This window comes from Pseudofrankia inefficax, assembly GCF_000166135.1.
GTDB classification, from domain to species: Bacteria; Actinomycetota; Actinomycetes; order Frankiales; family Frankiaceae; genus Pseudofrankia; species Pseudofrankia inefficax.
On the sequence record NC_014666.1, the window covers coordinates 2,669,908 to 2,690,938 of the forward strand.

A 21,031-nucleotide genomic window follows, 5' to 3' on the forward strand; every position below is an offset into this window, starting at 1 on the left:
GATCGCTGTTTCGGCCCTGCGGTGGTCGTTACTGGGTCTGTTTCGTAGCCACCAGAGGGCGCAAACGGCGATCAAGGCGCCGGGCCGACGATCGTCATGGCGGATCTTGGTCTTCGTAATCGCGGCGGCGAGGGGGAGAGGCCTGTTCGTTCCAGGCCGCGCGGCCTGCCTTACGGGCCGAAAACTCGGGTGCGGTCGGCGTTCGGACCACCTACCGTCGGCTTCATGGACGTGCGTTTCACAAGAACCGGGTCCCGCCAGTACGGAATTGCCGTTCGCCTTGACGGCGAGTGGGGTCCGACGCGGACGGCCCCGGGATTCGACGCGTACCTTCCCCATGATCTCGTACATTTCGCGGTCGAGGCGGAGCTGGGCCTGGGCCTGGGCGTCTTCGGCCGGCAGGCCGCCGGAGGCGGTCAGTTTCCCCTGGCGAATCCGGGGGCCACGCGTCGGCAGTCCAAACGACAGGAACGCCTGAAGGCGCACGGCCACCAGGACATGGCCCGCTCCGAGGCGCTTACCGGGGTCTGCACAGTGCTGTGGAAGCTGCGACACGGGCTGATCCAGGAACGTCCTGACTGGCTGCGTGGACGAACTCCCAGCGGCTTCGCGCGTGCCGCGGACGGGGCTGACAACGAGCACATCGAACGGGTCCTCGCCCGCCTCGACGAGGCCGCCGCGATGTGGCAACGCCTGGGCGTCGGCGAGTCCATGGTGCTGCCTTGGCCGCACCGGCCGGCGAAGCTGACGAGCCCGGCAACCACCGAACGGGCCCGAACCCGCGGCTCGACCCGGCGGCCTCGTGACCGTTCCCGGTGAACGCGCCCAGGCGCCACGTCGTCGACTCCGGAAGACGCGATAGGCCGCCAGGGCTCGTCGGAGCAGGAGATCCGGCGGACTCGACCCGGTCGCCTGAGGCTCCCCGACCGCTGACCTCGACCTGCGGTCGCCGACCGGGCGCCCCGGATCAGCTGACCGGGCCGCCTCCGACGACGTCGGCCCGCTCCCGAATACCCAACATGATCGCCGTTTTGGCCTTCCAACCGTGGCGAGAAGACCCGATTTACGACCACTTGAGGGCGAGAACGGCGATCACTGCGCCGGGCCGACGTTCGCGGTCGCCGCACTAGCGATGGCCGGTGCCCGTAGCGGCCAGCACGAAGGGGCCGAGGATGCGGGCGACGGCCTGCCCGGTCAGCTCGGGTGCGCCGCTCGGCAACGTCAGGTAGCTCATCGCCAGCCGGACGACGCATTCGGCGACGAGGCGCCCGTCCACCGGGTCGCCGGCGGGCCAGGTCCGCTGGAAACAGGTCTCCAGCCGGCGGCGAGCCGCGTCCAGCAGCGGTGGGCCGTGCTGGGCGAGCAGGCCGGCCAGCTCGCCGTCCTGGGCCATCATCGCCTTGACCAGCGTGTCGTCGGCCGCCGCGCGCAGGAAGACCTCGAAGGCCGCGGCGACGGCCGCCTGGGCGTCGTCCGCGTGACCGGCGACGGCGTCGTCGACGGCTTCGAGGAATCCGGCCGTCTCCCGCAGCAACAGCGCCCGTACCAGCGCGTCCCGGGAGCCGTAGTGCTGGTAGAGCGTCTGGCGGCTGACGCCGGCCCGGCTCGCGACGTCGGCCATCCGAGCCCGGGCCGTGCCCTGCTCGCGGACCACCTCGGCGGCGGCGTCGAGCAGGGCCTCGCGCAGCCGGTCGCGGGTGACGCTGGCGAACCGCGCCACCGGCGGCCCGTCGGGGCCGGGCGCGGTCATGCGGAGGCCGTGGGTTCGCCGTGCCGGGCGAGCAGCTGGGCGCGGCGATGCGGGGCGAGGTTCGCCAGGGTGACGTCGCCGCCGTAGTGCGCGATCACCCGGTGGTCCATCACGCGGCGCCACAGCGGCGGCACCAGCGCCAGCAGGATCATCGTCGCGTAGCCCGACGGCAGCTGCGGTGAGTCGGCGAAGGACCGCAGCGCCTGGTAGCGCCGCGTCGGGTTCGCGTGGTGGTCGCTGTGTCGCTGCAGCTGGTAGAGCGCGAGGTTGGAGATCACGGCGTCGCTGTTCCAGCTGTGCCGTGGATCGACCTTCTCGTAGCGTCCGGCGGCGGTCGGCTGGCGGGCCAGGCCGTAGTGCTCCAGGTAGTTGACGACCTCGAGGAACGAGAAGCCGATGACCGCCTGCGCCGCGAGGAACACCAGCGCCCACGGGCCGAACGCCACCGCGAGCGCCGCGAACAGCGCGACCGTCAACGCCCAGGAGTGCAGCACCTCGTTGCGGGCCGACCAGACGCGGCGACCGCGCAGCCGCAGCCGGCGCGCCTCCAGCCGCCAGGCCGAGCGCGCGGACCCCGCGACCGTGCGCGGCCAGAACCGCCAGAAGCTCTCACCCAGCCGCGAGCTGGCCGGATCCTCCGAGGTGGCGACCCGGACATGGTGACCGCGGTTGTGCTCGACGTAGAAATGGCCGTAGGCGGTCGGCGCCAGCATGATCTTCGACAGCCAGCGTTCCAGCCGCTCCCGCTTGTGCCCCAGCTCGTGTGCGGCGTTGATCCCGACGCCGGTGACCGCGCCGACCGACAGGACCAACCCGGCCCGGCCGAGTACCCCGAGACCGCCGGCCGTCCACGCCTGGCAGCCGAGCACCAGGCCGACCCCGGTCAGCGGAAGGTAGAGAAAGGCCGCCCACCGGTAGTAACGGTCCGCCTGAAGGCGGTCGGCGACCTGCTCGGGCGGATTGCGCGGGTCCTGCGGGGTGGTGGCGTCCAGCAGCGGGACCTGCACGAAGACGAAGAACGGCGTGAGCCACCACCAGAGACCGCTGCCTGTCTGGTGCCACAGCCCGTAGGCGACGACCACGAGCACGGGCGGGATCAGCCCCGCGAGCCACAGGTACCGGCGGCTGTCCCACCAGACGACGCCCTCGGGTGCGGTCAGGACGGATGACGCCATGACGGAACCTCCCAGGTGCATGCGAGCGGATCGCCCACTGGACACGGAGCATTCCAGATGTCATAAAGGTTTACAACATCCGCTTCTCGTGTCAGGTCATGCGCCGCCGGCGACGAGGGTTTGGATCATGGAGGACAGCGTGCGGGCCACCGCGGGTGACGGACGCCGGCCGGCGGGCGAACCGCCCTGGCACGGCGGCTTCTCGATCGGGCTCTTCTTCGCGAGCGCCCTCGTCCTGATCACGTACACGCTGCTACCGCTGCCCGGCCAACGGGCGTTCGGCGCGGGCAACTACTGGCTGGCCGGCGTGCTTTTCGTCGCCCAGGTGGTGGTCAGCCGGTACTTCCAACGGCGCGCTGTCCGCGGCGCCAGGGGCGGCGGCTGACCGCCGGCCGGTCGTGCTCGGGTCAGCCGCCCGCGCCGCCGGCCAGCGCGGCGACGGCGGCCTGCTGCTCGGCGAGCAGGACGTTCTTGCGGTACTCCGGCAGGAACGAGTGCCGGACGGCCGCGGCGGCGAGCTCGGCCACGGCGGCCCGGCTCAGGCCCAGGTCGCGCAGGGCGTGCAGGTACTCGTCCCGCAGGGTCGTGCCGAACATCGGCGGGTCGTCGCTGTTGATGCTCACCGCGAGGCCCTCGGCGATCAGCGTCGGCAGCGGGTGGCTCGGGTAGTCGGCGACGACGCCGGTCCGCAGGTTCGACGTCGGCGAGACGTCCAGGGGGATGCGGTCGGCGCGCAGCCGGGCGACGAGCGCCGGGTCATCCAGGCAGCGGATGCCGTGGCCGATCCGGTCGGCGCCCAGCTCGTCGATGCTGTCCCAGATCGTGCGCGGACCGGTGGTCTCGCCGGCGTGCGGGAGGCTGCGCAGCCCGGCCTCGCGGGCGGCCCCGAACGCCCTGGCGAACTGCGGGCGCGGCACCCCGACCTCGGCGCCCCCGACGCCAAGGCCGATCACGCTGTCACCACCGTGCTCGACCGCGAACTGCACGGTCAGGTCGGCGACGGCCAGGATGTCGACGCCGGGCAGCCCGCCGGGGATGTCGGTGATCCACCGGATCTCGACCCCGGTCGCCTCCTGGGCCTCCAGCCGGCCGCGGTTGATGCCGGCGAACACCTCGTCGATCGGGATGCCGCGCCGGGTGTGGATGAACGGGGTGAAGTACATCTCCGCGTACCGGACGTTCTGCGCGGCCAGGCCCAGCGCCGTCTCCCTGGCCAGCAGCGCGAAGTCGTCCTCGTCGCGCAGCACCTGCACCGCGGTCCGGTAGACCCGCAGGAAGTGGTCGAAGTCCTTGAACGCGTACCAGTCCGCCAACGCCGTCTCGGTCGTCGGGATGTCCTCGACCTGGTGGCGCCGGGCGAGGGCCAGCACGGTACCGGGCAGCATCGAGCCCTCGAGGTGGACGTGCAGCTCGACCTTCGGCAGCGCGTCGACGAACGCCTCGTCGCCGGCGATGCCGACCGTCGCCTCGGCCAGTGCCCCGACCGCCGGGCCGGTCGTCATCTCGGTCATCGGGTCAGGTACCTCCAGCGCCGGGCGGCACGCGGCCGCTCGATGTCTGCCATCGGCAGGCCGGGCACGAGCCGGCATGTCGGACGATCCGCGTCGGGCCGGTCCGCCGTCAAAGAGGCTGACAACAACCGGTCAGACCGCGGGTGGCTCGGTCTCCTTGACGAGCGCCGGTGCGGTGGCCGGAGTGACCTCGTCCGAACGCTGGGTGGGGGGCTCCTCGGGCGGGGCTGCCGTGAGGTCCGCGGGAGTCAGCCCGGCCGGCTCCTCGGGGCGCGGGGGAGCGGAGCCACCGAGGTGCGCGGGCTGCCACCAGTCGGGCTCGCCGGGGGCGGGCGCCGGGTAGCGGTGCTGGGCCTCGTCGAGCAGCTTGCCCATGACGTCGTACAGCAGCGCCGTGCCGGCGGCCGGGTCCGTCAGCTCCTCGGGCGGGACGGGGGTGCCGAGCGACATCAGGATCGGCGTGTGGCGGCCCTTGCGCAGGTTGCGGGGCTGGCCCTTCGTCAGCAGCCGCTGGCTGCCCCAGATGACCATCGGGATGACCGGGACGCCCGCCGCCGCGGCCATCCGGGCCGCGCCCGACTTGAACGGGGCCAGGCAGTAGTGCGGGTGGATCGTCGCCTCGGGGAACACCCCGACCAACTCGCCGGACCGCAGCGCCTCGGTGGCGGTCAGCAGCGAGCCGGCGCCGGCGGACCGGTCGACCGAGATGTGGTGCATGCCGCGCATCAGCGGTCCGGTGATCTTGTGCTCGAAGGTCGACTTCTTCGCCATGAACCGGACATAGCGCTTCTGCCCGCGCCAGAACGGCACACCAGCCAGCGCGAAGTCCAGGTAGGAGATGTGGTTGATGAGCACCACGGCGCCGCCGGTCGCGGGCACGTTCTCCTGCCCCCGCACGTCGATCTTCAGGTCCAGCCCTCGGAACAGGCCCAGCGCGAGGCTGATCACCGGCCGGTAGACGTACTCCGCCACCTCTTCGTCCTCCGTCCTGACCCGAGCGTCCAGCGGCCGGTGGCTGGGTGGCTCGCCGGCGGGCCAACATTACCGCCACGGTCGGACACGCTCGGCCCACGCCGGCCGGGCCGGGCGACGGGCGGCGGCGCGGGGGAGCGGCGGTCGCCCCTGTTCCGTTGACAACCGGTATGAAGGGTGCGGTAACCGGACACCTGCCGGACAATGGTTCGATCTTGACGACTCGCCCGGCCCGCAACGTCGCGGACATCACCGTGCGCCCAGCGCGGCGGCCCGTCCTCCGGCTCGCCGCGCCCGACAGCCAGCCCGCGACCTAGGGGGTCACCCTGTCCGACCTGCTGCACCGGGCGCTGGTCGTCCAGCCGGCGCCGACGCGCTGGGTGCTCGTCGTCGCCGGCCTGCTCGCGCTGGGCACCGTGGCCAGCGACCGGGTCTGGCCGCAGGCCCGGCACGTCGTGACCATCGTGCACGAGGCCGGGCACGCCGTGGTGGCCCTGTGCGCCGGTCGCCGGCTCGCCGGGATCCGGCTGCATCACGACACCTCGGGGGTCACGGTCTCGTCGGGTCGCCCGACCGGGCCCGGCGTGGTCTGCACCGTCGCGGCCGGCTACCCGGCCCCGGCGTTGCTCGGCCTCGCCGCCGCGGGACTGCTCTCGACCGGGCGGACCGCGCTGCTGCTCCAGCTGTTCGTGGTCCTGCTGGTCGGCGTGCTGGTGGTGATCCGCAACGGGTTCGGCCTGCTGTCGGTCGTGGTCAGCATGGTCGTCGTCCTCGGGGTGTCGATCCTGGCCCCGCCGGCGCTGCGGGCCGGGTTCGCCGCCTACGTGACCTGGTTCCTGCTCATCGGCGGGGTGCGGCCGGTCTACGAGGTGTCCAGGACCCGCCGGCGCCGCCGCGACGGCCTCTCCGACCCCGACCAGCTCGCCCGGCTCACCGGCCTGCCCGGCGGCCTGTGGGTCACCATCTTCGGCGCGGTCGCGCTGGCCTGCCTGGCCGGCGGTACCGCGCTGCTCACCGGCGTCTGGTAGCCGGAGAGGAGCGCTCGTCCCGTGACCGCGTGGCGATCACGGCCCGGGATCGTCGTAGGGCCGCTCTAGGCTGAAACCATGTGCGGTCGGTACACCCAGACGCTGAACGCGGACGATCTCGCCACCGCGATGTCCGCCCAGGACGACACCGGCGGCGAGGTGCGCGAGCGCTACAACGTCGCCCCGACGACGACCCAGCCGATCGTGACGGCGCGACGCCCGGCGCAGGACGCGAAGGCCCAGGCCGACGAGCCCGAGGCCGGGGGCCGGGTGCTGCGGCTGGCCCGCTGGGGGCTGGTGCCGTCGTGGGCGAAGGACGTCTCGATCGGCTCCCGCATGATCAACGCCAGGTCGGAGACTCTGGCCGAGAAGCCCGTGTTCCGCAAGGCGTTCGCGGCCCGGCGCTGCCTCGTCCCGGTCACGGGCTTCTACGAGTGGCACCGCACCGCCGGCAAGAAGCGCGGCCAGCCGTACTTCATCCACCGCGGCGACCATCCCGGTGTCGGCCCCGCCGGCCCGCTGCTCGCCTTCGCCGGCCTCTACGAGGTCTGGCGCGGTGCGGAGCAGCCTCTCGTCAGCTACACGATCATTACGACGGGTCCGGCGGTGGGCCTGGAGTTCCTGCACGACAGGTCGCCGGTCGTCCTCCCGGCTACGGCCTGGGACCGCTGGCTCGACCCGGACTACGCCGACACCGACGCCCTGGCGGCCCTGCTCGCCCCGGCACCGGCCGGGGTCTTCGAGCTCTACCCGGTCGGGCCCGAGGTCGGCGACGTCCGTAACCAGGGCCCCACCCTCGTCGAGCGCTTCGAGCTTCCCGCGGGCACCCCCGACCCGCGGGCGGCCGATCCGGCCGGGTCAGCCCCGGTGGCCGGTGAGCCGGCTACCGCCGTGGACGCGGCGGCGGCCGGCCAGGCCTGGGCCGGCGCCGCCGAACCGCTCGACCTCACGCTGTTCGACGACGCCCGCTGACCCGGCCGGGCCGTTACTTGGCCGGCTTGGCCGGGATGGTGGTGAGGGTCGCGAAGCCGGCGTTGAAGGCGCCGACCTCGTCCGCCGGGTTCGCGGTCGAGGAGCAGTCCTGGCCGTTGGTGATCGCGGTGGCCATGTCGGTCACGGTCGGCTCGGTGGCAAGCTCGCGCTCGCCACGGATCTTGGCGGCGCCGCAGTTCGGGATGTTCAGGTTCGTGACGGTGCTCAGCGCGGCGCCACCGGTTCCCGTGAACGTCGCGCGGTGCGCGGTCACCCAGGCGGTGACCAGCGTGGCGGCCTGCGAGTAGTCGAAGGCCGGCCCGAGACCCATGCTCGTCGCCAGCGCCGGAATCCCGTGGGCGGCGGCCGCCCGGGCGGCGCCGACCGTGCCGGACAGGTCGACGAACGGGCCCAGGTTCTGGCCCTGGTTGATGCCGGTGACGACGAGGTTCGGCTTGACCCCCAGGACGTCGAGGGCGACGTTGACGCTGTCGGCCGGGAAGCCGTCGACGGCGGTCGCGGCGACACCGCTGGCCGTGGTCGCGTCGTGGTGCGCCGGCGTCGTCGGGGAGGTCTTGCCGCCCGTCCCGCTCTGGTTCGTGGCGGGGGCGACGACGTCGACGGTCACCGCGGGAAGGGCCCGCAGCGCGGTCACGACCGCGTCGATGCCCGCGGCACCCACCCCGTCGTCGTTGCTGACCAGGATGGTGAGCGGCTGGGGCGCCGCCGGGGTCACCACCGCCGTGGTCGGCGCGGCCGCCGGACTGCCGCCGGACGAGCCGCCGCAGGCCGTGGCCCCGGTGACCAGCGCGGCCGTCGCGCCGACCGCCATGACGGTCAGCCTCGTCCGCGCTGCCCACGCGGCCTGCCGCACTGCACCCATCGTCGAACCTCCTGAATCCGGGCGCCCGGCGGCGGGGGCCGGCCGGACGATCTGGTCACCCATCCGTCTGACCGGCGAGCGCCGTGCGTGAGTGGGCCGCCCTTTTTACCCCGCCCTGGCCTCGGGCGGTAGTCCGAGCCAAGGGTTCACCTTTTGCTTGCTAGCCATTAAGCGGCGGTCGGTCGCTCAGCGATGCAGGACGAACGACCAGCCCGCGCAGGTCAGGATCGACAGCGGGACGCCGAGACCGACCAGCAGACTGGGCAACGGCGTCGCCAGATCGCGGCGGGCGGCCATCAGCGCGCCCGCGACCATCGGCGGCATCGTCGCCTCGAAGAGCGCCACCTGGATCGCGCGATCGTCCAGCGAGCCGAACAGGGCGTAGCCCCCGACGATCAGCGCCGGCGCGACGAGCAGCTTCACCGCCAGCCCGACGGTGAGCTCCCGCCGCCACCGGCCCACCGCTCGTACCTCCAGCTGCAGGCCGATCGCGAACAGCGCCAGCGGGCTGAGCGTGTTCCCGAGCTGGGTCAGCACCTCGGTCAGCCAGGCCGGGTAGCCGACGGGCCGCAGCGCGAGCCCGGCGAGCAGCGCGAGCAGTGGCGGCGCGGTGACCATCCGCCAGCAGATCTCCCGCGCTGTCACCCGGCCGCCGTCCTCGCCGGCGGTCGCGACGAGCGTGGCGACGACCGTGCTGAGCAGCACGAACGACCCGAGCTGGTCGACGAGCACGGCGATCGGCACCTGGCCCGCGCCGAAGAACGCGGTCACCATCGGGATGCCGACGAACGAGGTGTTCGCGCACGCCGTCGTCGCGACCAGCGCCGCGACCGACTCCCGGGACAGCCTCAGTGGCCGGGCGAAAACCAGATAGAGCACGCAGGTGATGGCGAACAGCAGGTACGGGACGGCGACGACGGCGAGGATCGACCCCGGGAACCTGACCTCGTGCATCACCCGCAGCGCGAGCGCCGGCAACGCGACGTTGAGCACCCAGAACGCGACGGCGTGCTGGGCGTCGGTCCCGATCTTGCCGCCGCGCCGGAAGGCGGCGCCGGCCGCGAGGCCCACCAACAGCACGACGAGGGCCGACACCTGCCCGAATCTCCCAGTCGGAATCCGGACTAGCCGGGCAGGAGGGGCAATGTGGGTGGACTCACCACCCGGCGTGGGCCGCCGGCCTGCTGGTCGGCGCGGCCCAGACGCGTCTCAGCCGCGCCGGAGTGCCCGGCGCGGCTGAGAGCTCGCGGTCCTGCTGGCTGTTCTGCTCGGGCTGGCTGTCGTCGCTTTCGCCGACGGCCCTTCGCCCGGGGCTGGCTGTCCGCGCGGTCAGGCGGTCTTGATGGCCGAGACGTCGAGCTGGATCTTGATCTTGTCGCTGACCAGGACGCCACCCTTGTCGAGCGCGACGTTCCAGGTCAGGCCGAAGTCCTTGCGGCTGATGGTCGTCTCGCCGCTGAAGCCGGACCGGTCGTTGCCCCACGGGTCCTTCTGGCTGCCCTCGAACTCCAGCTTCAGGTCCACCGCGCGGGTGACGCCCTTGATGGTCAGGTCGCCGGTCATGACGTACTCGTCGCCGTCCTGGACGACCTTCGTGCTGGTGAAGGTCAGCGTCGGGAAGCTCTCGACGTCGAGGAAGTCCGTGCCCCGGACGTGGCCGTCGCGGTCGGCGACGCCGCTGTCGAAGCTGGCGGTCTGGATGGTCACGGTCGCGCTCGACTGGGCCGGGTCGGAGCCGTCGAGGGCGAGGGTGCCCTCGAAGTCCTTGAAGGAGCCGCGGACCGTGGTCACCATCGCGTGCTTGGCCGAGAAGCCGAGGCGGGAGTGAGCCGCGTCGATCGTCCAGGTACCGGTGAGCGCGGACAGCTCGGTGGTGGCGGTGGCTTCGGACATCTGGGTCCTCCTGAGGACGAGGCCCACCGCCGCCGATGACGGTGGGCGCGTGGATCGGGCCGCGGACTCCGTGACCGATCGTTGCCTGAGCAACTATATAGAGCGGCTCCGGTATTCCGACCGCCCCGTGACGCGCGCCATGGCCCTGTCCTGGCAGGCCGCTGTCCTGGCAGGCGGCTGTCCCGTCGCGGCGCGGTCGTGCGGCGGGCCCCGGGCCTGGGTGAGTGGCGTGCCCAAATGAGTCATACCCGGTGAATGCGCTCTTGGCCGCATCCCAACCACTAGGTATGACGGTGACCGGTCTGACCACGGGCTGGCTCGCGCAGCTAGTGATCAAGGCGTCGCGATGGGGCGCGGGACCTGCTTGATCACTAGCTGCGCAGGGGAACTGAACGCTGCCGGACCCCGCGGCCGGCGGGGTGCGACTTGGCTGGGGGCGCGGACCTCGCCACGCCGCTGCGTTGGGCAGTTGACTCCGCGCGGGGGTCCGGTCGATTGGCCGGTCTGTGGACAGGCGGTCGATTTCCACTGGGCGCGGCGAGCGGTCGCTGGCCGCTCCAGGCGGGCCTACCTTGCGCCTCATGACCCGTCTCGACCGCCCTGACCTCGCCGAACCCACCGCAGGGCGCCCCCGCGCCGCCTTCCCGCGGTCGGATGTGCCGGACCTCGTTCCGCGCGGCCTGGACCCGTTCGACATGGCTCGGGCGGCTCTCGGCGCGGGACCAGAGGCCACCCGGGGACTGGGTCTCGCCGGTCGCGGCACGGGCCATGCCGAGCCGGCCGCCGGGCCCACCGAACCTGACCTCGGCCCGGCGACCAGGCTCCGCCCTGGACCTGGCGACGACGACCCCGACACGGGCCCCGTTGCCCGACGGCCCGAGGACGACCGGGCCGACGGCGAGGCCGACGGCCTGGGCGACCTGTTCGACCCGCCCGACGACCCGCGATACGAGCGTGATGGGCCGGGCGGCCCGGCCGATCGGGATGACTATGACGATCCCGTCCAACGGGGCCACGGTCGGGGGCGCCGGCCCGGGCCGCGTCCAGGCCTCACTGGGCGGCTGCCGGCCGTGCTGCGTGGCGCCGTCTGGGACCCGGCCACGCGGGGCGCGGTGATGCTCGCCCTGACCGCCCTCGTCGCGGCGGCCGTCGCCGCGGGCTTCGCGTGGCACGCGAGACCAGCCCGGATCAACACCGACGCGACGCGGGAGCCCACGCGCCAGCCCAGCAGCGGCTTCACCACGGGCAGCTGGGTCGGACCGGCGTCCGCGTGGACCACCAGCCCGCCGACGCCCAGCTCGACCCCGAGCGTGGCGACCGAGGTCGTCGTCGACGTCGCGGGCCGGGTACTCCACCCAGGAGTGGTGACGCTGCCCTCCGGTTCCCGGGTCGCCGACGCGATCGACGAGGTCGGGGGAGTGCTGCCGGGTACCGACACCACCGATCTGGCGCTGGCCCGCCCACTCGTCGACGGCGAACAGATTCTCGTCGACGGCAAGCCGGGACCGGCGCCCCCAGGACCGGCAGGCGCCCCCGCCGGGGGCGCGGGACCGACTGCCTCGGCCGGTCCGGTCCACCTGAACTCCGCGACCGTGGACCAGCTCGACACGCTGCCCGGGGTCGGACCCGTCCTCGCCCAGCGGATCGTCCAGTGGCGCGACGCCAACGGTCCGTTCACCTCGCCGGACCAGCTGGGCGAGGTACCCGGTGTCGGGGACCGGAGACTGGCGGAGCTCCTTCCCCTGATCACGCTATGAGGGCGGCCGAGGCGACGGATCCGCGGCCGTTGGATCTACGCCTGGCGGCCCCCACGGCGGCCCTGTGGGCTGGGGCGGCGCTGGCTGACCGCTGGGTGCCACCGCCCGCCGGTCTGGTCGCGGCGGCGGGTGCCGCCGGGCTTGCCGTGCTGCTGGGCGCCGCGCTCTGGGCCCGGGAGCAGGCCCGAACAGGCTTCGGGGCCGACGCCAGAAGCCGGGACCCGGACCTTGCCACCCCGCGCGAGCTGCCGGGCGGCGGGCGACGCGCGACGCTGGCGGTCGCCGTGGTGGCAGCTGTCGCGGCGGGCGTCTTCGTCGCGGGTGTAGGCGGGCAGGCTCGGCGGGCCGGCGTGCTCGCGCAGCTCGCCAGCCGGTCGGAGACGATCACCGCCGAGCTCGTCATCACCGACGACCCGCGCCCGAGCGCCCGAAGTGCCGCCGGCTCGGTCGGCGGTACCCGGACGATCCTGGTTCCGGCCAGAATCGTCCGGCTGGCAACGGGCCGAGCGGCGGGCGCCGTCTCCGGCGGGCGCCTGTCCAGCCAGGGAGCCACGCCCACCGCGCCTTCGACCGCGGCCGGTGGCGGATCCGCTGGCGGGCAGGCCACCTCCCGCCGTCCCGGCGCGCGGTCGGCCCCAGCCGGCGCGGCCGCGCCAGGCGGCGTGGCCGCACGGCTGGACGTGCCGGTTCTCGTGCTGGCGCTTGTCGGCGGCGATGACCGATGGTCCGGGCTCCTCCCCAGCACCCGGGTCGTGGCGACCGGACGGCTTGGCCCGCCCCAGCCGGGCGACCAGATCGGCGCGGTCCTGCTGGTCCATGGGCCGCCGCGGCAGGTCAGGGGGCCGGTCTGGTACCAGCGGCTGGCCGGTCGCCTGCGGGCCGACCTCCGAATCGCCGCGAGCGGCCTGCCCCAGCCGGCCCGTGGCCTGTTCCCCGGGCTGGTGGACGGCGATGTCAGCGGACTGGACCCGGCGCTGCGGGACGACTTCCGCGCTGCCGGGCTCACCCATCTGACCGCGGTGAGCGGCGGCAACGTCATGATCACCATTGGCGCGGTACTGGCGGCGCTGCGTCGCACCAGGACCGGGGTCCGGTCGCGCGCGGTGTGGGCGGCCGGCACGATCGTCGGCTTCGTCGTTGTCGCGCGGCCGTCGGCGAGCGTCCTGCGGGCCGCGGCGATGGGCATCCTCGGTGTCGTCGCGACCGGCACGGGCCGTGGCTCGTCGGTGCTGCCCGCGCTCGCCGGCTCGGTCGCCGTGCTGCTGCTCGCCCGTCCGGACCTGGCGCTGTCCGCCGGGTTCGCGCTGTCCGTGCTGGCCACGGCCGGGATCGTGATCGTCGCCCCCGGGTGGCGCGACCGGCTGGCCAGGCGGCTGCCGGGTCGGCTCGGCCGGCTGGCCGAAGGTGTCGCGGTCGCCGCCGCCGCGCAGGTGGCCTGTACCCCGGTGATCGCCTGGATCGGCGGCGGGGTCAGCCCGGTCGCGATACCGGCGAACGTGGCGGCCGAGGTGGCGGTCGCGCCCGTGACGGTTCTCGGCCTCGTCGCCTTGGCCGCCGGGCCGGTCAGTGGGCGGCTCGCCGGGTGGTTCGCCTGGCTTGCCGGCTGGCCGTGCCGGTGGTTGGTCCTGGTCGCCCAGACGGCGGCGCGGCTGCCCGGCGCGACGATGGGCTGGCCGGGTGGCCCGGCCGGCGCGCTCGCGGCGGCCGCGGCCCTGCCGGCCGGCTATGGCCTCCTGCGCCACCGATGGGGGCGCCGAGCCGGCGTGGCGCTGCTGGCGGGCCTGCTCACCGCTCGGATCCTTGGCCCCCACAAGCCGGCGACGCCGATCGCCGAGATCTTCCCCACCGTCCAGGCCTCCGACGCGCGCCGGCAGTGATCGTGGCATGCCGGCCCGATATGCCATGCTCGGTCTCGTGCCGCCATCCATCCCGCCGTTGCTGCTCATCCAGGGGGATGAGGAACTGCTGGTCGCCCGCGCGGTCCGGGAGGCCCTCGACGCGGCGCGCGCCGTCGATCCAGAGCTCGAGGTCGTCGATCGGGCCGCCGGCGAGTTCACCGACTCCGACGTCGTCGACCTCGGGGCGTCGTCGCTGTTCGGCGGGCTGCGCGCTGTCGTGATCCGGGCGGCGCAGGATCTGACCGACGAGCTACGGGACGCGTTGATCGCCTACATCGCCCATCCAATGGACGACGTGGTGCTCGTCGTGGTCCACAACGGGGCTGTCCGCAACCGTAAGATCGTCGACGCGATGAAGGCCGCCGGTGCTCGGGCCGTCACCGTGCCGAAGATCAGCCGGCCGCGTGAACGGCACGACTTCGTCGTCGCCGAGGTGCGCCGTGCCGGCGGGAGGATCGGGGACGCCGCCGCGGCGGCGCTGCTGGACGCGGTCGGCAGCGACCTGCGCGAGCTCGCCTCCGTCTGTGAGCAGCTGGTCGCCGACACCGACGGTCCGCTCGATGAGGCCGCCGTGCACCGTTTTCACCGGGGGCGCGCCGAGGCCAGCGGCTTCGCCGTCGCCGACGCGGCCATCGGTGGCGACCTCGGCGCCGCGCTCACCCTGCTGCGCCAGGCGTTGGAATCCGGCACCGCCGCCGTGCTCATCAGCAGCGCGGTGACCGGCGGGCTGCGTGACCTCGCGAGGGTCGCGGGTGCCGGCGGCGGTTCCAAGTTCGACCTGGCCCGCGCGCTCGGCATGCCGGACTGGAAAGTCGAGAAGGCCCAGCGGTCGGCCCGCTCCTGGTCCGACGACGGCCTCGCCCGCGCCCTGCGGGCCGCCGCGGCCGCCGACGCCGGGGTCAAGGGCGGGGCAGCGGATCCGGCCTACGCCCTCGAGACCCTGGTCCACACCGTCGTGGAGTCCCGCGGCCGATCCGGCCGGGCCACCGCCGGCGCTGGTGCCCGATGACCGGCCGCCACGAGGCCGGCGGACCCAGACCCGACCGCGCCCCGGGGTCCGGCCATCCGCCGGGCTCCGACCGTGCGCCCGGGTCCGGCGAGGCGCCGAGGTTCGATCATGGCCAGAGGTCGGATCACGGGCCGAGCGAGGTCCTGGAGCTGGAGGAGGAGCGGGCTGGCTTCGGGTTTCGCATCCTGCCCGCCGGATGGATGCGCGGCCTCCTGTTCACCGCGACGGCGGTGCTCACGGTCCTGCTTGCCCTGTCGGACCTCACCAGCGCGTGGGTCCTGCTGGCGCTCCCGGCCAGCGTCGCCCTGGCCGTCACCTACCTGGAGACCCTGGACCGCATCACCCGCCCCAGCGCTCCACCCGAGTAGCGCCGAACCGGCCCGTGCCGCGGCAGCCTCAGCCGATGAGCAGGCCAAAGCCGACGGGCAGCCTCAGCCGACGGGTGGGACCGGCTAGCCGGGGCGGTTGCTCTTGGAGGCGTCGTTGGAGAGGGCGGCGATGAAGGCCTCCTGCGGGACCTCGACCCGTCCGATGGTCTTCATCCGCTTCTTGCCCTCCTTCTGCTTCTCCAGCAGCTTGCGCTTACGGGTGATGTCGCCGCCGTAGCACTTGGCGAGGACGTCCTTGCGGATCGCCCGGATGTTCTCCCGGGCGATGATCCGGCTGCCGATGGCGGCCTGGATCGGCACCTCGAACTGCTGGCGGGGGATCAGCTCGCGCAGCTTGCCGGTCATCGAGACGCCGTAGGCGTAGGCCTTGTCACGGTGGACGATCGCCGAGAAGGCGTCGACCGCCTCGCCCTGCAGCAGGATGTCGACCTTCACCAGGTCCGAGAGCGACTCGCCGGCGGGGTCGTAGTCGAGGCTGGCGTAGCCGCGGGTGCGTGACTTCAGCGCGTCGAAGAAGTCGAAGATGATCTCGCCGAGCGGCATCGTGTACTTCAGCTCGACCCGGTCGGTGGACAGGTAGTCCATCCCCTTGAGCACGCCCCGGCGCGACTGGCACAGCTCCATGACGGCACCGACGAAGTCGGTCGGCAGCAGCACCATCGCGTCGACGACCGGCTCGTAGACCTCGGAGATCTTGCCACCGGGCCAGTCGCTGGGGTTGGTGACGGTGTGCTCGGACGTGTCCTCCATGACGACCCGGTAGACGACGTTCGGTGCGGTGGAGATCAGTGTCAGGCCGAACTCGCGCTCCAGGCGCTCGCGGACGATCTCCAGGTGCAGCAGGCCGAGGAAGCCGCAGCGGAAGCCGAACCCGAGCGCGGCCGAGGTCTCCGGCTCGTAGGTGAGCGCCGCGTCGTTGAGCTGCAGCTTGTCGAGCGCCTCGCGCAGCGCCGGGTAGTCGGAGCCGTCCATCGGATAGAGGCCGGAGTAGACCATCGGGAGGGGGTCGCGGTAGCCGCCGAGCGCCTCGGTCGCGGGGCGGCGGGCCGAGGTCATCGTGTCGCCGACCCGGGCCTGGCGGACGTCCTTGACGCCCGGGATGACGTAGCCGACCTCGCCGGCCGACAGCGAGGGCCGCGGCACCGGGTCCGGCGAGATGACGCCGACCTCGAGGGTCTCGTGGCTGGCGCCGGTGGACATCATCAGGCAGCGGTCGCGGGTGCTCAGCGAGCCGTCGATGACCCGGACGTAGGTGATGACGCCGCGGTAGATGTCGTAGACGCTGTCGAAGATCATCGCTCGGGCGGGCGCGTCCGGGTCGCCGGAGGGCGGCGGAATCCGGCGGCAGACCTCGTTGAGGAGTTCGGGCACGCCGACGCCGGTCTTGCCCGACACCCGCAGGACGTCCGTGGGCTCGCAGCCGATGATCTGCGCGATCTCCTCGGCGTACTTCTCCGGCTGTGCCGCGGGCAGGTCGATCTTGTTGAGCACCGGGATGATCGTCAGGTCGTTCTCGATCGCCAGGTACAGGTTCGCCAGCGTCTGCGCCTCGATGCCCTGCGCGGCGTCGACCAGCAGGATCGCGCCCTCGCAGGCGGCCAGCGACCGGCTCACCTCGTAGGTGAAGTCGACGTGCCCGGGGGTGTCGATGAGGTGCAGGACGTAGTCCAGGCCGTCGTCGGCCTTCCACGGCAGCCGGACGTTCTGCGCCTTGATCGTGATCCCGCGCTCGCGCTCGATGTCCATCCGGTCGAGGTACTGCGCGCGCATGTTGCGCGCCTCGACCACGCCCGTCACACCGAGCATGCGGTCGGCGAGCGTCGACTTGCCGTGGTCGATGTGCGCGATGATGCAGAAGTTGCGGATCAACGCCTGGTCGGCACCGGGCGCCTCGACGGCTGGGGACACGCGGGCAGGTCTCGTTTCTCGAGGGTCACATACGTGGGACGGGGGTCCGCGGACGCGAACTGCTCTCCATCGTGCCAGCATTCCCGGCGAGCCAGCCCCGCGCGCCGCGCGAGACCTCGCTCGCGGCGGGTCGGCTAGGATCACCGGGCCCGCCAGCGCCGGCCACGGTCCGCCGTTCGCTATAGGTAATGTAGGGTTAGCTCTTGCCGCATCGGGTCCCCGCGTGACGACCCGCGGTTGGCGGTCCGCGAACGACGAGCCTGTGTCTGACAGGTGCCGGGTGACGAACCCGGCAAGCTCGGCGCCCGTGGGCCAGGCACCCCAGGGTGCGGCACCCAGACTGACGATCTAGTCCCCAACTCGACGATGAGGTTCTCCCGCGTGGCCAACATCAAGTCGCAGATCAAGCGCAACCTGACCAACGAGCGCGCTCGACTGCGCAACAAGGCTGTGAAGTCCGAGCTGAAGACCCTCGTGCGCCGCTTCCGCGAGGCCGCCAACGCCGGTGACGTCGCGGCCGCCACCACGTCGCTGCAGGCCGCGTCGCGCAAGCTCGACAAGGCCGTCAGCAAGGGCGTCATCCACGCCAACCAGGCCGCCAACAAGAAGTCGGCCATGGCGAAGCAGCACGCTGACCTGACGGCGTAGCAGGCGGCTGCCGCGTTCGCCGCCCCTGGGTGGTCACGCGGTAGCCACCGGGCGGGGTGGCCACGCAGGTGGCATCCCCGATGTCGGGCACGCCCGACGACCCGTAGCCAGAAAGCGCGAAAGCCGGAACGTTTCAAGACGTTCCGGCTTTTCGTATGCCTTCGTTTGGGTGGGGTGTCCCGCCTTCAGCCCTGGGAGCCCGGGAGTTGCGGGTGGCTGACGGGAATGGGCTGGGTGACCGGCTCCTCGCGCTCGTTCCACGGGTAGCGGACGGTGCCGGACCGGTACTCGGTCGTCCGCGGCGGGAGCAGCGCCAGCCCCTCCTTGAGGAGGGCCGCCTGAATGAGAAAATCGTCCGCTGTAAGCAGATCCGCGACGTCGTCGTCCATATGTCCGATCTTTTCGTACTGACGGCGACATGGCCACCACGACACGCCAACCCGTCGCCAGCCGCGCATCCAACCGCTCCGGGTCAGCCGCCCAACGGGCCCCCGTGTCACCGCCACCCGGCGCGCGGGTGGGGTCCGGTCGGGCGCTGGTCCGTGGTCCGGGCGTCGTCCCCGCTCGTGGTGGCGAGATCCGCCGAACTGTGCGTCGTCGTGTCGGTACGCGACGGGCGCACACTGGAGTACATGTCCCCCAAGCCACCCGAGGGCGAGGCCCCGCCTCCCGACGGCGGGCTGCCCGCCGCGGCCCTCGTAGAGCTTCCCCAGCGCGCGTTCGGCATCTACATCCACGTGCCCTACTGCGCGACCCGGTGCGGGTACTGCGACTTCAACACCTACACGGCCGCCGAGCTCGGAGGCGGCGCGAGCGCGGCGAGCTTCGCCACGACGGCCATCGCCGAACTGGCGCTCGCCGCGCGGGTCCTCGGCGACGGGACCCCGCCCGTGGACACGGTGTTCTTCGGCGGGGGGACGCCGACGCTGCTCCCGCCCGCGGACCTCGGCGCCCTGCTCGCCGCCGTCGACGACACCTTCGGCCTGCGCCCCGGTGCCGAGGTGACCACCGAGGCCAACCCGGAGTCCGTCGACGCGGTCGCGCTCGAACAGCTCAGGGCCGCCGGGTTCACCCGGATCTCGTTCGGGATGCAGAGCGCCCGCCCGCACGTGCTGGCCACGCTCGACCGGCGGCACACCCCGGGCCGGCTGCCCGACGTGGTCTGCTGGGCCCGCAAGGCCGGGTTCGAGCAGGTCAGCGTCGACCTGATCTACGGTGCGCCGGGCGAGTCGGACCGGGACTGGGCCGCGAGCCTCGCCGCCGCGATCGAGCTGGCCCCCGACCATGTCAGCGCCTACGCGCTCACCGTCGAGGACGGCACCCGGCTGTTTCGCCGGGTGCGCCGGGGCGAGCTGCTGGAGCCCGACGACGACCTGCTCGCCGACCGCTATGTCCAGGCCGACGAGATGCTCGCCGCGGCGGGGCTGACCAACTACGAGGTCAGCAACTGGGCCAGCGGCCGCGACGCCTGGTGCCGGCACAACCTGGGCTACTGGCGGGGCGACACCTGGTGGGGGGTCGGTCCTGGCGCGCACAGCCACGTGGGCGGGGCCCGCTGGTGGAACGTGCGCCACCCGACCGAGTACACCGAGCGGCTGCGCTCCGGGCGCAGCCCGGCCCAGGCCCGCGAGCTCGTCGACACCGATGCGCGCTATGTGGAGCGGGTGATGCTCGCGGTCCGGATGTCCGACGGCCTGCCGGCGGCCGAGCTCACCGAGGCGGGCCGGTCCTCCCTGGCCGAGCTGGCGGCCACCGGACTGCTGGACCGCGCGGCCCTGGCCGACGGCCGGATCAAACTGACCCGCGACGGCCGTCTCCTCACCGATACTGTGGTCCGCGCCCTCCTGCCCGACCTCTGACCGGGATCGGGTGATGACGAGGCAGATCGATGGGGGAGGGCGCTAGACTTGGCACTCACGGCTGCGGAGTGCCAGGCTGGACCGATCTCGCCACCCCCGAAGCGCGTCACGCCCGGCAGGGACATGTGACGTGGCGGCGGGCCGGCGGCCATCGTCCGGCGGTGGAGGAGGCGCGTTGAGGATCCTGCGCTCTGGGCCGTCGCGGCCGGACGGATTCCGTCGGCGGCCGTGGCCAGGCGTGCCAGGCTCGTCCGCTGGGCGCCGGCCCCGACAGGCGTGGCCGCGTGGTCGCCGAGGGGGTGCGTGACGTGCTTGAGGAACGCCGCCTGGAAGTGCTGCGGGCGATCGTCGAGGACTTCGTGACCAGCAACGAGCCGGTCGGCTCGAAGGCGCTGGCCGAGCGGCACGCGCTCGGGGTCTCGCCAGCCACGGTCCGCAACGACATGGCCGCGCTGGAGGAGGACGGCTTCATCACCCAGCCGCACACCAGCGCTGGGCGGATCCCGACGGACAAGGGCTACCGGCTGTTCGTCGACCGGCTGTCCGGGGTCAAGCCGCTGTCCCGGGCGGAGCGGCGGGCCATCCAGAACTTCCTCGAAGGCGCGCTCGACCTCGACGACGTGGTGCGCCGCTCGGTCCGGCTGCTCGCCCAACTGACCCGGCAGGTCGCCGTCGTCCAGTACCCGTCGCTGACCTCCAGCCGGGTCCGGCACATCGAGGTCGTCCAGATCAGCGCCGGCCGGCTGCTCATCGTGATGATCACCGACGCGGCGCGGGTCGAGCAGCGGATCGTCGACGTCGGTGAGCCGGTCGACGAGGACACCGTGGCCGAGCTGCGGATGATCCTCAACCGCGCGCTCGGCGGCCGCCGGCTCTCGGACGCGGCAGCGGCGGCAGCGTCGCTTCCCGAGGAGGTCGGCGAGGAGGCCGGCCCCGGGCTGCGCACCCAGCTCACGGCGCTCGCGACGGTCCTGATCGAGACGCTGGTGGAGCGGCAGGAAGAGCGGATCATGCTCGCCGGCACCGCGAACCTGACCCGCTCGGCGTTGGACTTCTCCGACTCGCTGCGGCTGGTCCTCGAGGCGCTGGAGGAGCAGGTGGTACTCCTCAAGCTCATCGGCTGGGCGCGGGAGCCAGGTACCGTGACCGTGCGCATTGGTCGCGAGACGGACGTCGACGCGCTGCGGTCCACCGCGGTCGTCGCGACCGGCTACGGCCGAGGCGCGGCCGCGCTGGGCGGCATGGGGGTGGTCGGCCCCAAGCGGATGGACTATCCGGGAACGATGTCAGCCGTGTGGGCCGTCGCCAACTACGTGGGTGAAGTGCTGGGCGCCGAATGACGGCCGCCAGCCACGACCAGGTCAGCTGAGGGCAGTGGG

Annotated in this window: 20 protein-coding genes; 11 read left to right on the forward strand and 9 right to left on the reverse strand. The window is 73.0% G+C overall.

Annotated features, from left to right (window positions below; translation table 11 throughout):
- Positions 1-225: 225 nt before the first annotated feature.
- Entirely contained in the window at positions 226-819 is a 594-nt protein-coding gene (locus FRAEUI1C_RS10845) for a hypothetical protein (protein WP_013423337.1), read from the forward strand.
- A 307-nt stretch (positions 820-1,126) separates the two neighbouring features.
- On the opposite strand, the gene FRAEUI1C_RS10850 is transcribed toward FRAEUI1C_RS10845, so the two are convergent.
- Complete coding sequence (locus tag FRAEUI1C_RS10850) at positions 1,127-1,750, reverse strand: TetR/AcrR family transcriptional regulator (RefSeq protein ID WP_013423338.1); 624 nt, start codon at positions 1,748-1,750, stop codon at positions 1,127-1,129.
- Positions 1,747-2,925 (reverse strand): alkane 1-monooxygenase, encoded by a 1,179-nt coding sequence (locus FRAEUI1C_RS10855; RefSeq protein ID WP_013423339.1) that lies wholly within the window; start codon positions 2,923-2,925, stop codon positions 1,747-1,749. The genes FRAEUI1C_RS10850 and FRAEUI1C_RS10855 overlap by 4 nt, the downstream gene beginning before the upstream one ends.
- A 127-nt stretch (positions 2,926-3,052) precedes the next feature.
- On the opposite strand from FRAEUI1C_RS10855, the gene FRAEUI1C_RS10860 reads away from it, so the two are divergent.
- Positions 3,053-3,310 (forward strand): hypothetical protein, encoded by a 258-nt coding sequence (locus FRAEUI1C_RS10860; RefSeq protein WP_013423340.1) that lies wholly within the window; start codon positions 3,053-3,055, stop codon positions 3,308-3,310.
- A 22-nt stretch (positions 3,311-3,332) separates the two neighbouring features.
- Here the strand turns inward: FRAEUI1C_RS10860 and add are convergent, their stop codons facing one another.
- Entirely contained in the window at positions 3,333-4,436 is a 1,104-nt protein-coding gene (gene add, locus FRAEUI1C_RS10865; protein ID WP_013423341.1) for an adenosine deaminase, read from the reverse strand.
- Between the two features lie 132 nt (positions 4,437-4,568).
- A complete protein-coding gene (locus FRAEUI1C_RS10870) occupies positions 4,569-5,408 on the reverse strand; it encodes a lysophospholipid acyltransferase family protein (RefSeq protein WP_013423342.1) in 840 nt (279 codons plus the stop codon).
- A 380-nt stretch (positions 5,409-5,788) separates the two neighbouring features.
- Here FRAEUI1C_RS10870 and FRAEUI1C_RS10875 point away from each other — a divergent pair, with 380 nt between their 5' ends.
- Entirely contained in the window at positions 5,789-6,436 is a 648-nt protein-coding gene (locus tag FRAEUI1C_RS10875; protein ID WP_013423343.1) for a M50 family metallopeptidase, read from the forward strand.
- Positions 6,437-6,514: 78 nt separating this feature from the next.
- Positions 6,515-7,408 carry an SOS response-associated peptidase gene (locus FRAEUI1C_RS10880; protein WP_013423344.1) on the forward strand — a complete coding sequence of 298 codons (894 nt, stop codon included), beginning with the start codon at positions 6,515-6,517 and terminating at the stop codon, positions 7,406-7,408.
- Between the two features lie 13 nt (positions 7,409-7,421).
- On the opposite strand, the gene FRAEUI1C_RS36130 is transcribed toward FRAEUI1C_RS10880, so the two are convergent.
- The 3 genes from FRAEUI1C_RS36130 to FRAEUI1C_RS10895 form a co-directional block, all read right to left on the reverse strand.
- The gene (locus FRAEUI1C_RS36130; protein WP_013423345.1) at positions 7,422-8,291 is read right to left on the reverse strand and encodes a 5'/3'-nucleotidase SurE; all 870 of its coding nucleotides are present in this window, start codon (positions 8,289-8,291) and stop codon (positions 7,422-7,424) included.
- A gap of 186 nt (positions 8,292-8,477) precedes the next feature.
- Entirely contained in the window at positions 8,478-9,386 is a 909-nt protein-coding gene (locus FRAEUI1C_RS10890) for an AEC family transporter (RefSeq protein ID WP_013423346.1), read from the reverse strand.
- A 234-nt stretch (positions 9,387-9,620) separates the two neighbouring features.
- Positions 9,621-10,184, reverse strand: coding sequence for a YceI family protein (locus FRAEUI1C_RS10895; protein WP_013423347.1), 564 nt, complete (start codon positions 10,182-10,184; stop codon positions 9,621-9,623).
- Between the two features lie 581 nt (positions 10,185-10,765).
- On the opposite strand from FRAEUI1C_RS10895, the gene FRAEUI1C_RS40170 reads away from it, so the two are divergent.
- The 4 genes from FRAEUI1C_RS40170 to FRAEUI1C_RS39465 all read left to right on the forward strand — a co-directional run bounded on the left by FRAEUI1C_RS40170 (position 10,766) and on the right by FRAEUI1C_RS39465 (position 15,216).
- The gene (locus tag FRAEUI1C_RS40170; protein WP_013423348.1) at positions 10,766-11,941 is read left to right on the forward strand and encodes a ComEA family DNA-binding protein; all 1,176 of its coding nucleotides are present in this window, start codon (positions 10,766-10,768) and stop codon (positions 11,939-11,941) included.
- Positions 11,938-13,818 carry a ComEC/Rec2 family competence protein gene (locus FRAEUI1C_RS10905; protein WP_013423349.1) on the forward strand — a complete coding sequence of 627 codons (1,881 nt, stop codon included), beginning with the start codon at positions 11,938-11,940 and terminating at the stop codon, positions 13,816-13,818. Before FRAEUI1C_RS40170 ends, FRAEUI1C_RS10905 begins: the two co-directional genes overlap by 4 nt.
- A gap of 37 nt (positions 13,819-13,855) precedes the next feature.
- Positions 13,856-14,848 (forward strand): DNA polymerase III subunit delta, encoded by a 993-nt coding sequence (holA, locus tag FRAEUI1C_RS10910; RefSeq protein ID WP_232425381.1) that lies wholly within the window; start codon positions 13,856-13,858, stop codon positions 14,846-14,848.
- Between the two features lie 200 nt (positions 14,849-15,048).
- Positions 15,049-15,216 carry a hypothetical protein gene (locus tag FRAEUI1C_RS39465; RefSeq protein WP_157734900.1) on the forward strand — a complete coding sequence of 56 codons (168 nt, stop codon included), beginning with the start codon at positions 15,049-15,051 and terminating at the stop codon, positions 15,214-15,216.
- A gap of 84 nt (positions 15,217-15,300) precedes the next feature.
- On the opposite strand, the gene lepA is transcribed toward FRAEUI1C_RS39465, so the two are convergent.
- On the reverse strand, positions 15,301-17,145 hold the full coding sequence (gene lepA, locus FRAEUI1C_RS10920) for a translation elongation factor 4 (RefSeq protein ID WP_013423352.1): 1,845 nt from the start codon (positions 17,143-17,145) through the stop codon (positions 15,301-15,303).
- Positions 17,146-17,526: 381 nt separating this feature from the next.
- Between lepA and rpsT the strand changes: the two genes are divergently transcribed.
- A complete protein-coding gene (rpsT, locus tag FRAEUI1C_RS10925; RefSeq protein ID WP_013423353.1) occupies positions 17,527-17,793 on the forward strand; it encodes a 30S ribosomal protein S20 in 267 nt (88 codons plus the stop codon).
- A 185-nt stretch (positions 17,794-17,978) separates the two neighbouring features.
- Here the strand turns inward: rpsT and FRAEUI1C_RS10930 are convergent, their stop codons facing one another.
- Positions 17,979-18,182, reverse strand: coding sequence for a hypothetical protein (locus FRAEUI1C_RS10930; RefSeq protein WP_041259185.1), 204 nt, complete (start codon positions 18,180-18,182; stop codon positions 17,979-17,981).
- A 243-nt stretch (positions 18,183-18,425) separates the two neighbouring features.
- On the opposite strand from FRAEUI1C_RS10930, the gene hemW reads away from it, so the two are divergent.
- Positions 18,426-19,652 (forward strand): radical SAM family heme chaperone HemW, encoded by a 1,227-nt coding sequence (hemW, locus tag FRAEUI1C_RS10935; RefSeq protein WP_041260603.1) that lies wholly within the window; start codon positions 18,426-18,428, stop codon positions 19,650-19,652.
- A 308-nt stretch (positions 19,653-19,960) separates the two neighbouring features.
- Positions 19,961-20,992 (forward strand): heat-inducible transcriptional repressor HrcA, encoded by a 1,032-nt coding sequence (gene hrcA / locus FRAEUI1C_RS10940; protein WP_041260604.1) that lies wholly within the window; start codon positions 19,961-19,963, stop codon positions 20,990-20,992.
- Positions 20,993-21,031: the final 39 nt, after the last annotated feature.

Coding starts and splice junctions, on each gene's coding strand:
- FRAEUI1C_RS39465 (WP_157734900.1), top strand. CDS start 15,049: ATGCGCGGCCTCCTGTTCACCGCGACGGCGGTGCTCACGGTCCTGCTT.
- FRAEUI1C_RS10880 (WP_013423344.1), top strand. CDS start 6,515: ATGTGCGGTCGGTACACCCAGACGCTGAACGCGGACGATCTCGCCACC.
- FRAEUI1C_RS36130 (WP_013423345.1), bottom strand. CDS start 8,291: ATGGGTGCAGTGCGGCAGGCCGCGTGGGCAGCGCGGACGAGGCTGACC.
- FRAEUI1C_RS10845 (WP_013423337.1), top strand. CDS start 226: ATGGACGTGCGTTTCACAAGAACCGGGTCCCGCCAGTACGGAATTGCC.
- FRAEUI1C_RS10855 (WP_013423339.1), bottom strand. CDS start 2,925: ATGGCGTCATCCGTCCTGACCGCACCCGAGGGCGTCGTCTGGTGGGAC.
- FRAEUI1C_RS10860 (WP_013423340.1), top strand. CDS start 3,053: ATGGAGGACAGCGTGCGGGCCACCGCGGGTGACGGACGCCGGCCGGCG.
- hemW (WP_041260603.1), top strand. CDS start 18,426: ATGTCCCCCAAGCCACCCGAGGGCGAGGCCCCGCCTCCCGACGGCGGG.
- add (WP_013423341.1), bottom strand. CDS start 4,436: ATGACCGAGATGACGACCGGCCCGGCGGTCGGGGCACTGGCCGAGGCG.
- FRAEUI1C_RS10905 (WP_013423349.1), top strand. CDS start 11,938: ATGAGGGCGGCCGAGGCGACGGATCCGCGGCCGTTGGATCTACGCCTG.
- FRAEUI1C_RS10850 (WP_013423338.1), bottom strand. CDS start 1,750: ATGACCGCGCCCGGCCCCGACGGGCCGCCGGTGGCGCGGTTCGCCAGC.
- FRAEUI1C_RS10930 (WP_041259185.1), bottom strand. CDS start 18,182: ATGGACGACGACGTCGCGGATCTGCTTACAGCGGACGATTTTCTCATT.
- FRAEUI1C_RS40170 (WP_013423348.1), top strand. CDS start 10,766: ATGACCCGTCTCGACCGCCCTGACCTCGCCGAACCCACCGCAGGGCGC.
- FRAEUI1C_RS10895 (WP_013423347.1), bottom strand. CDS start 10,184: ATGTCCGAAGCCACCGCCACCACCGAGCTGTCCGCGCTCACCGGTACC.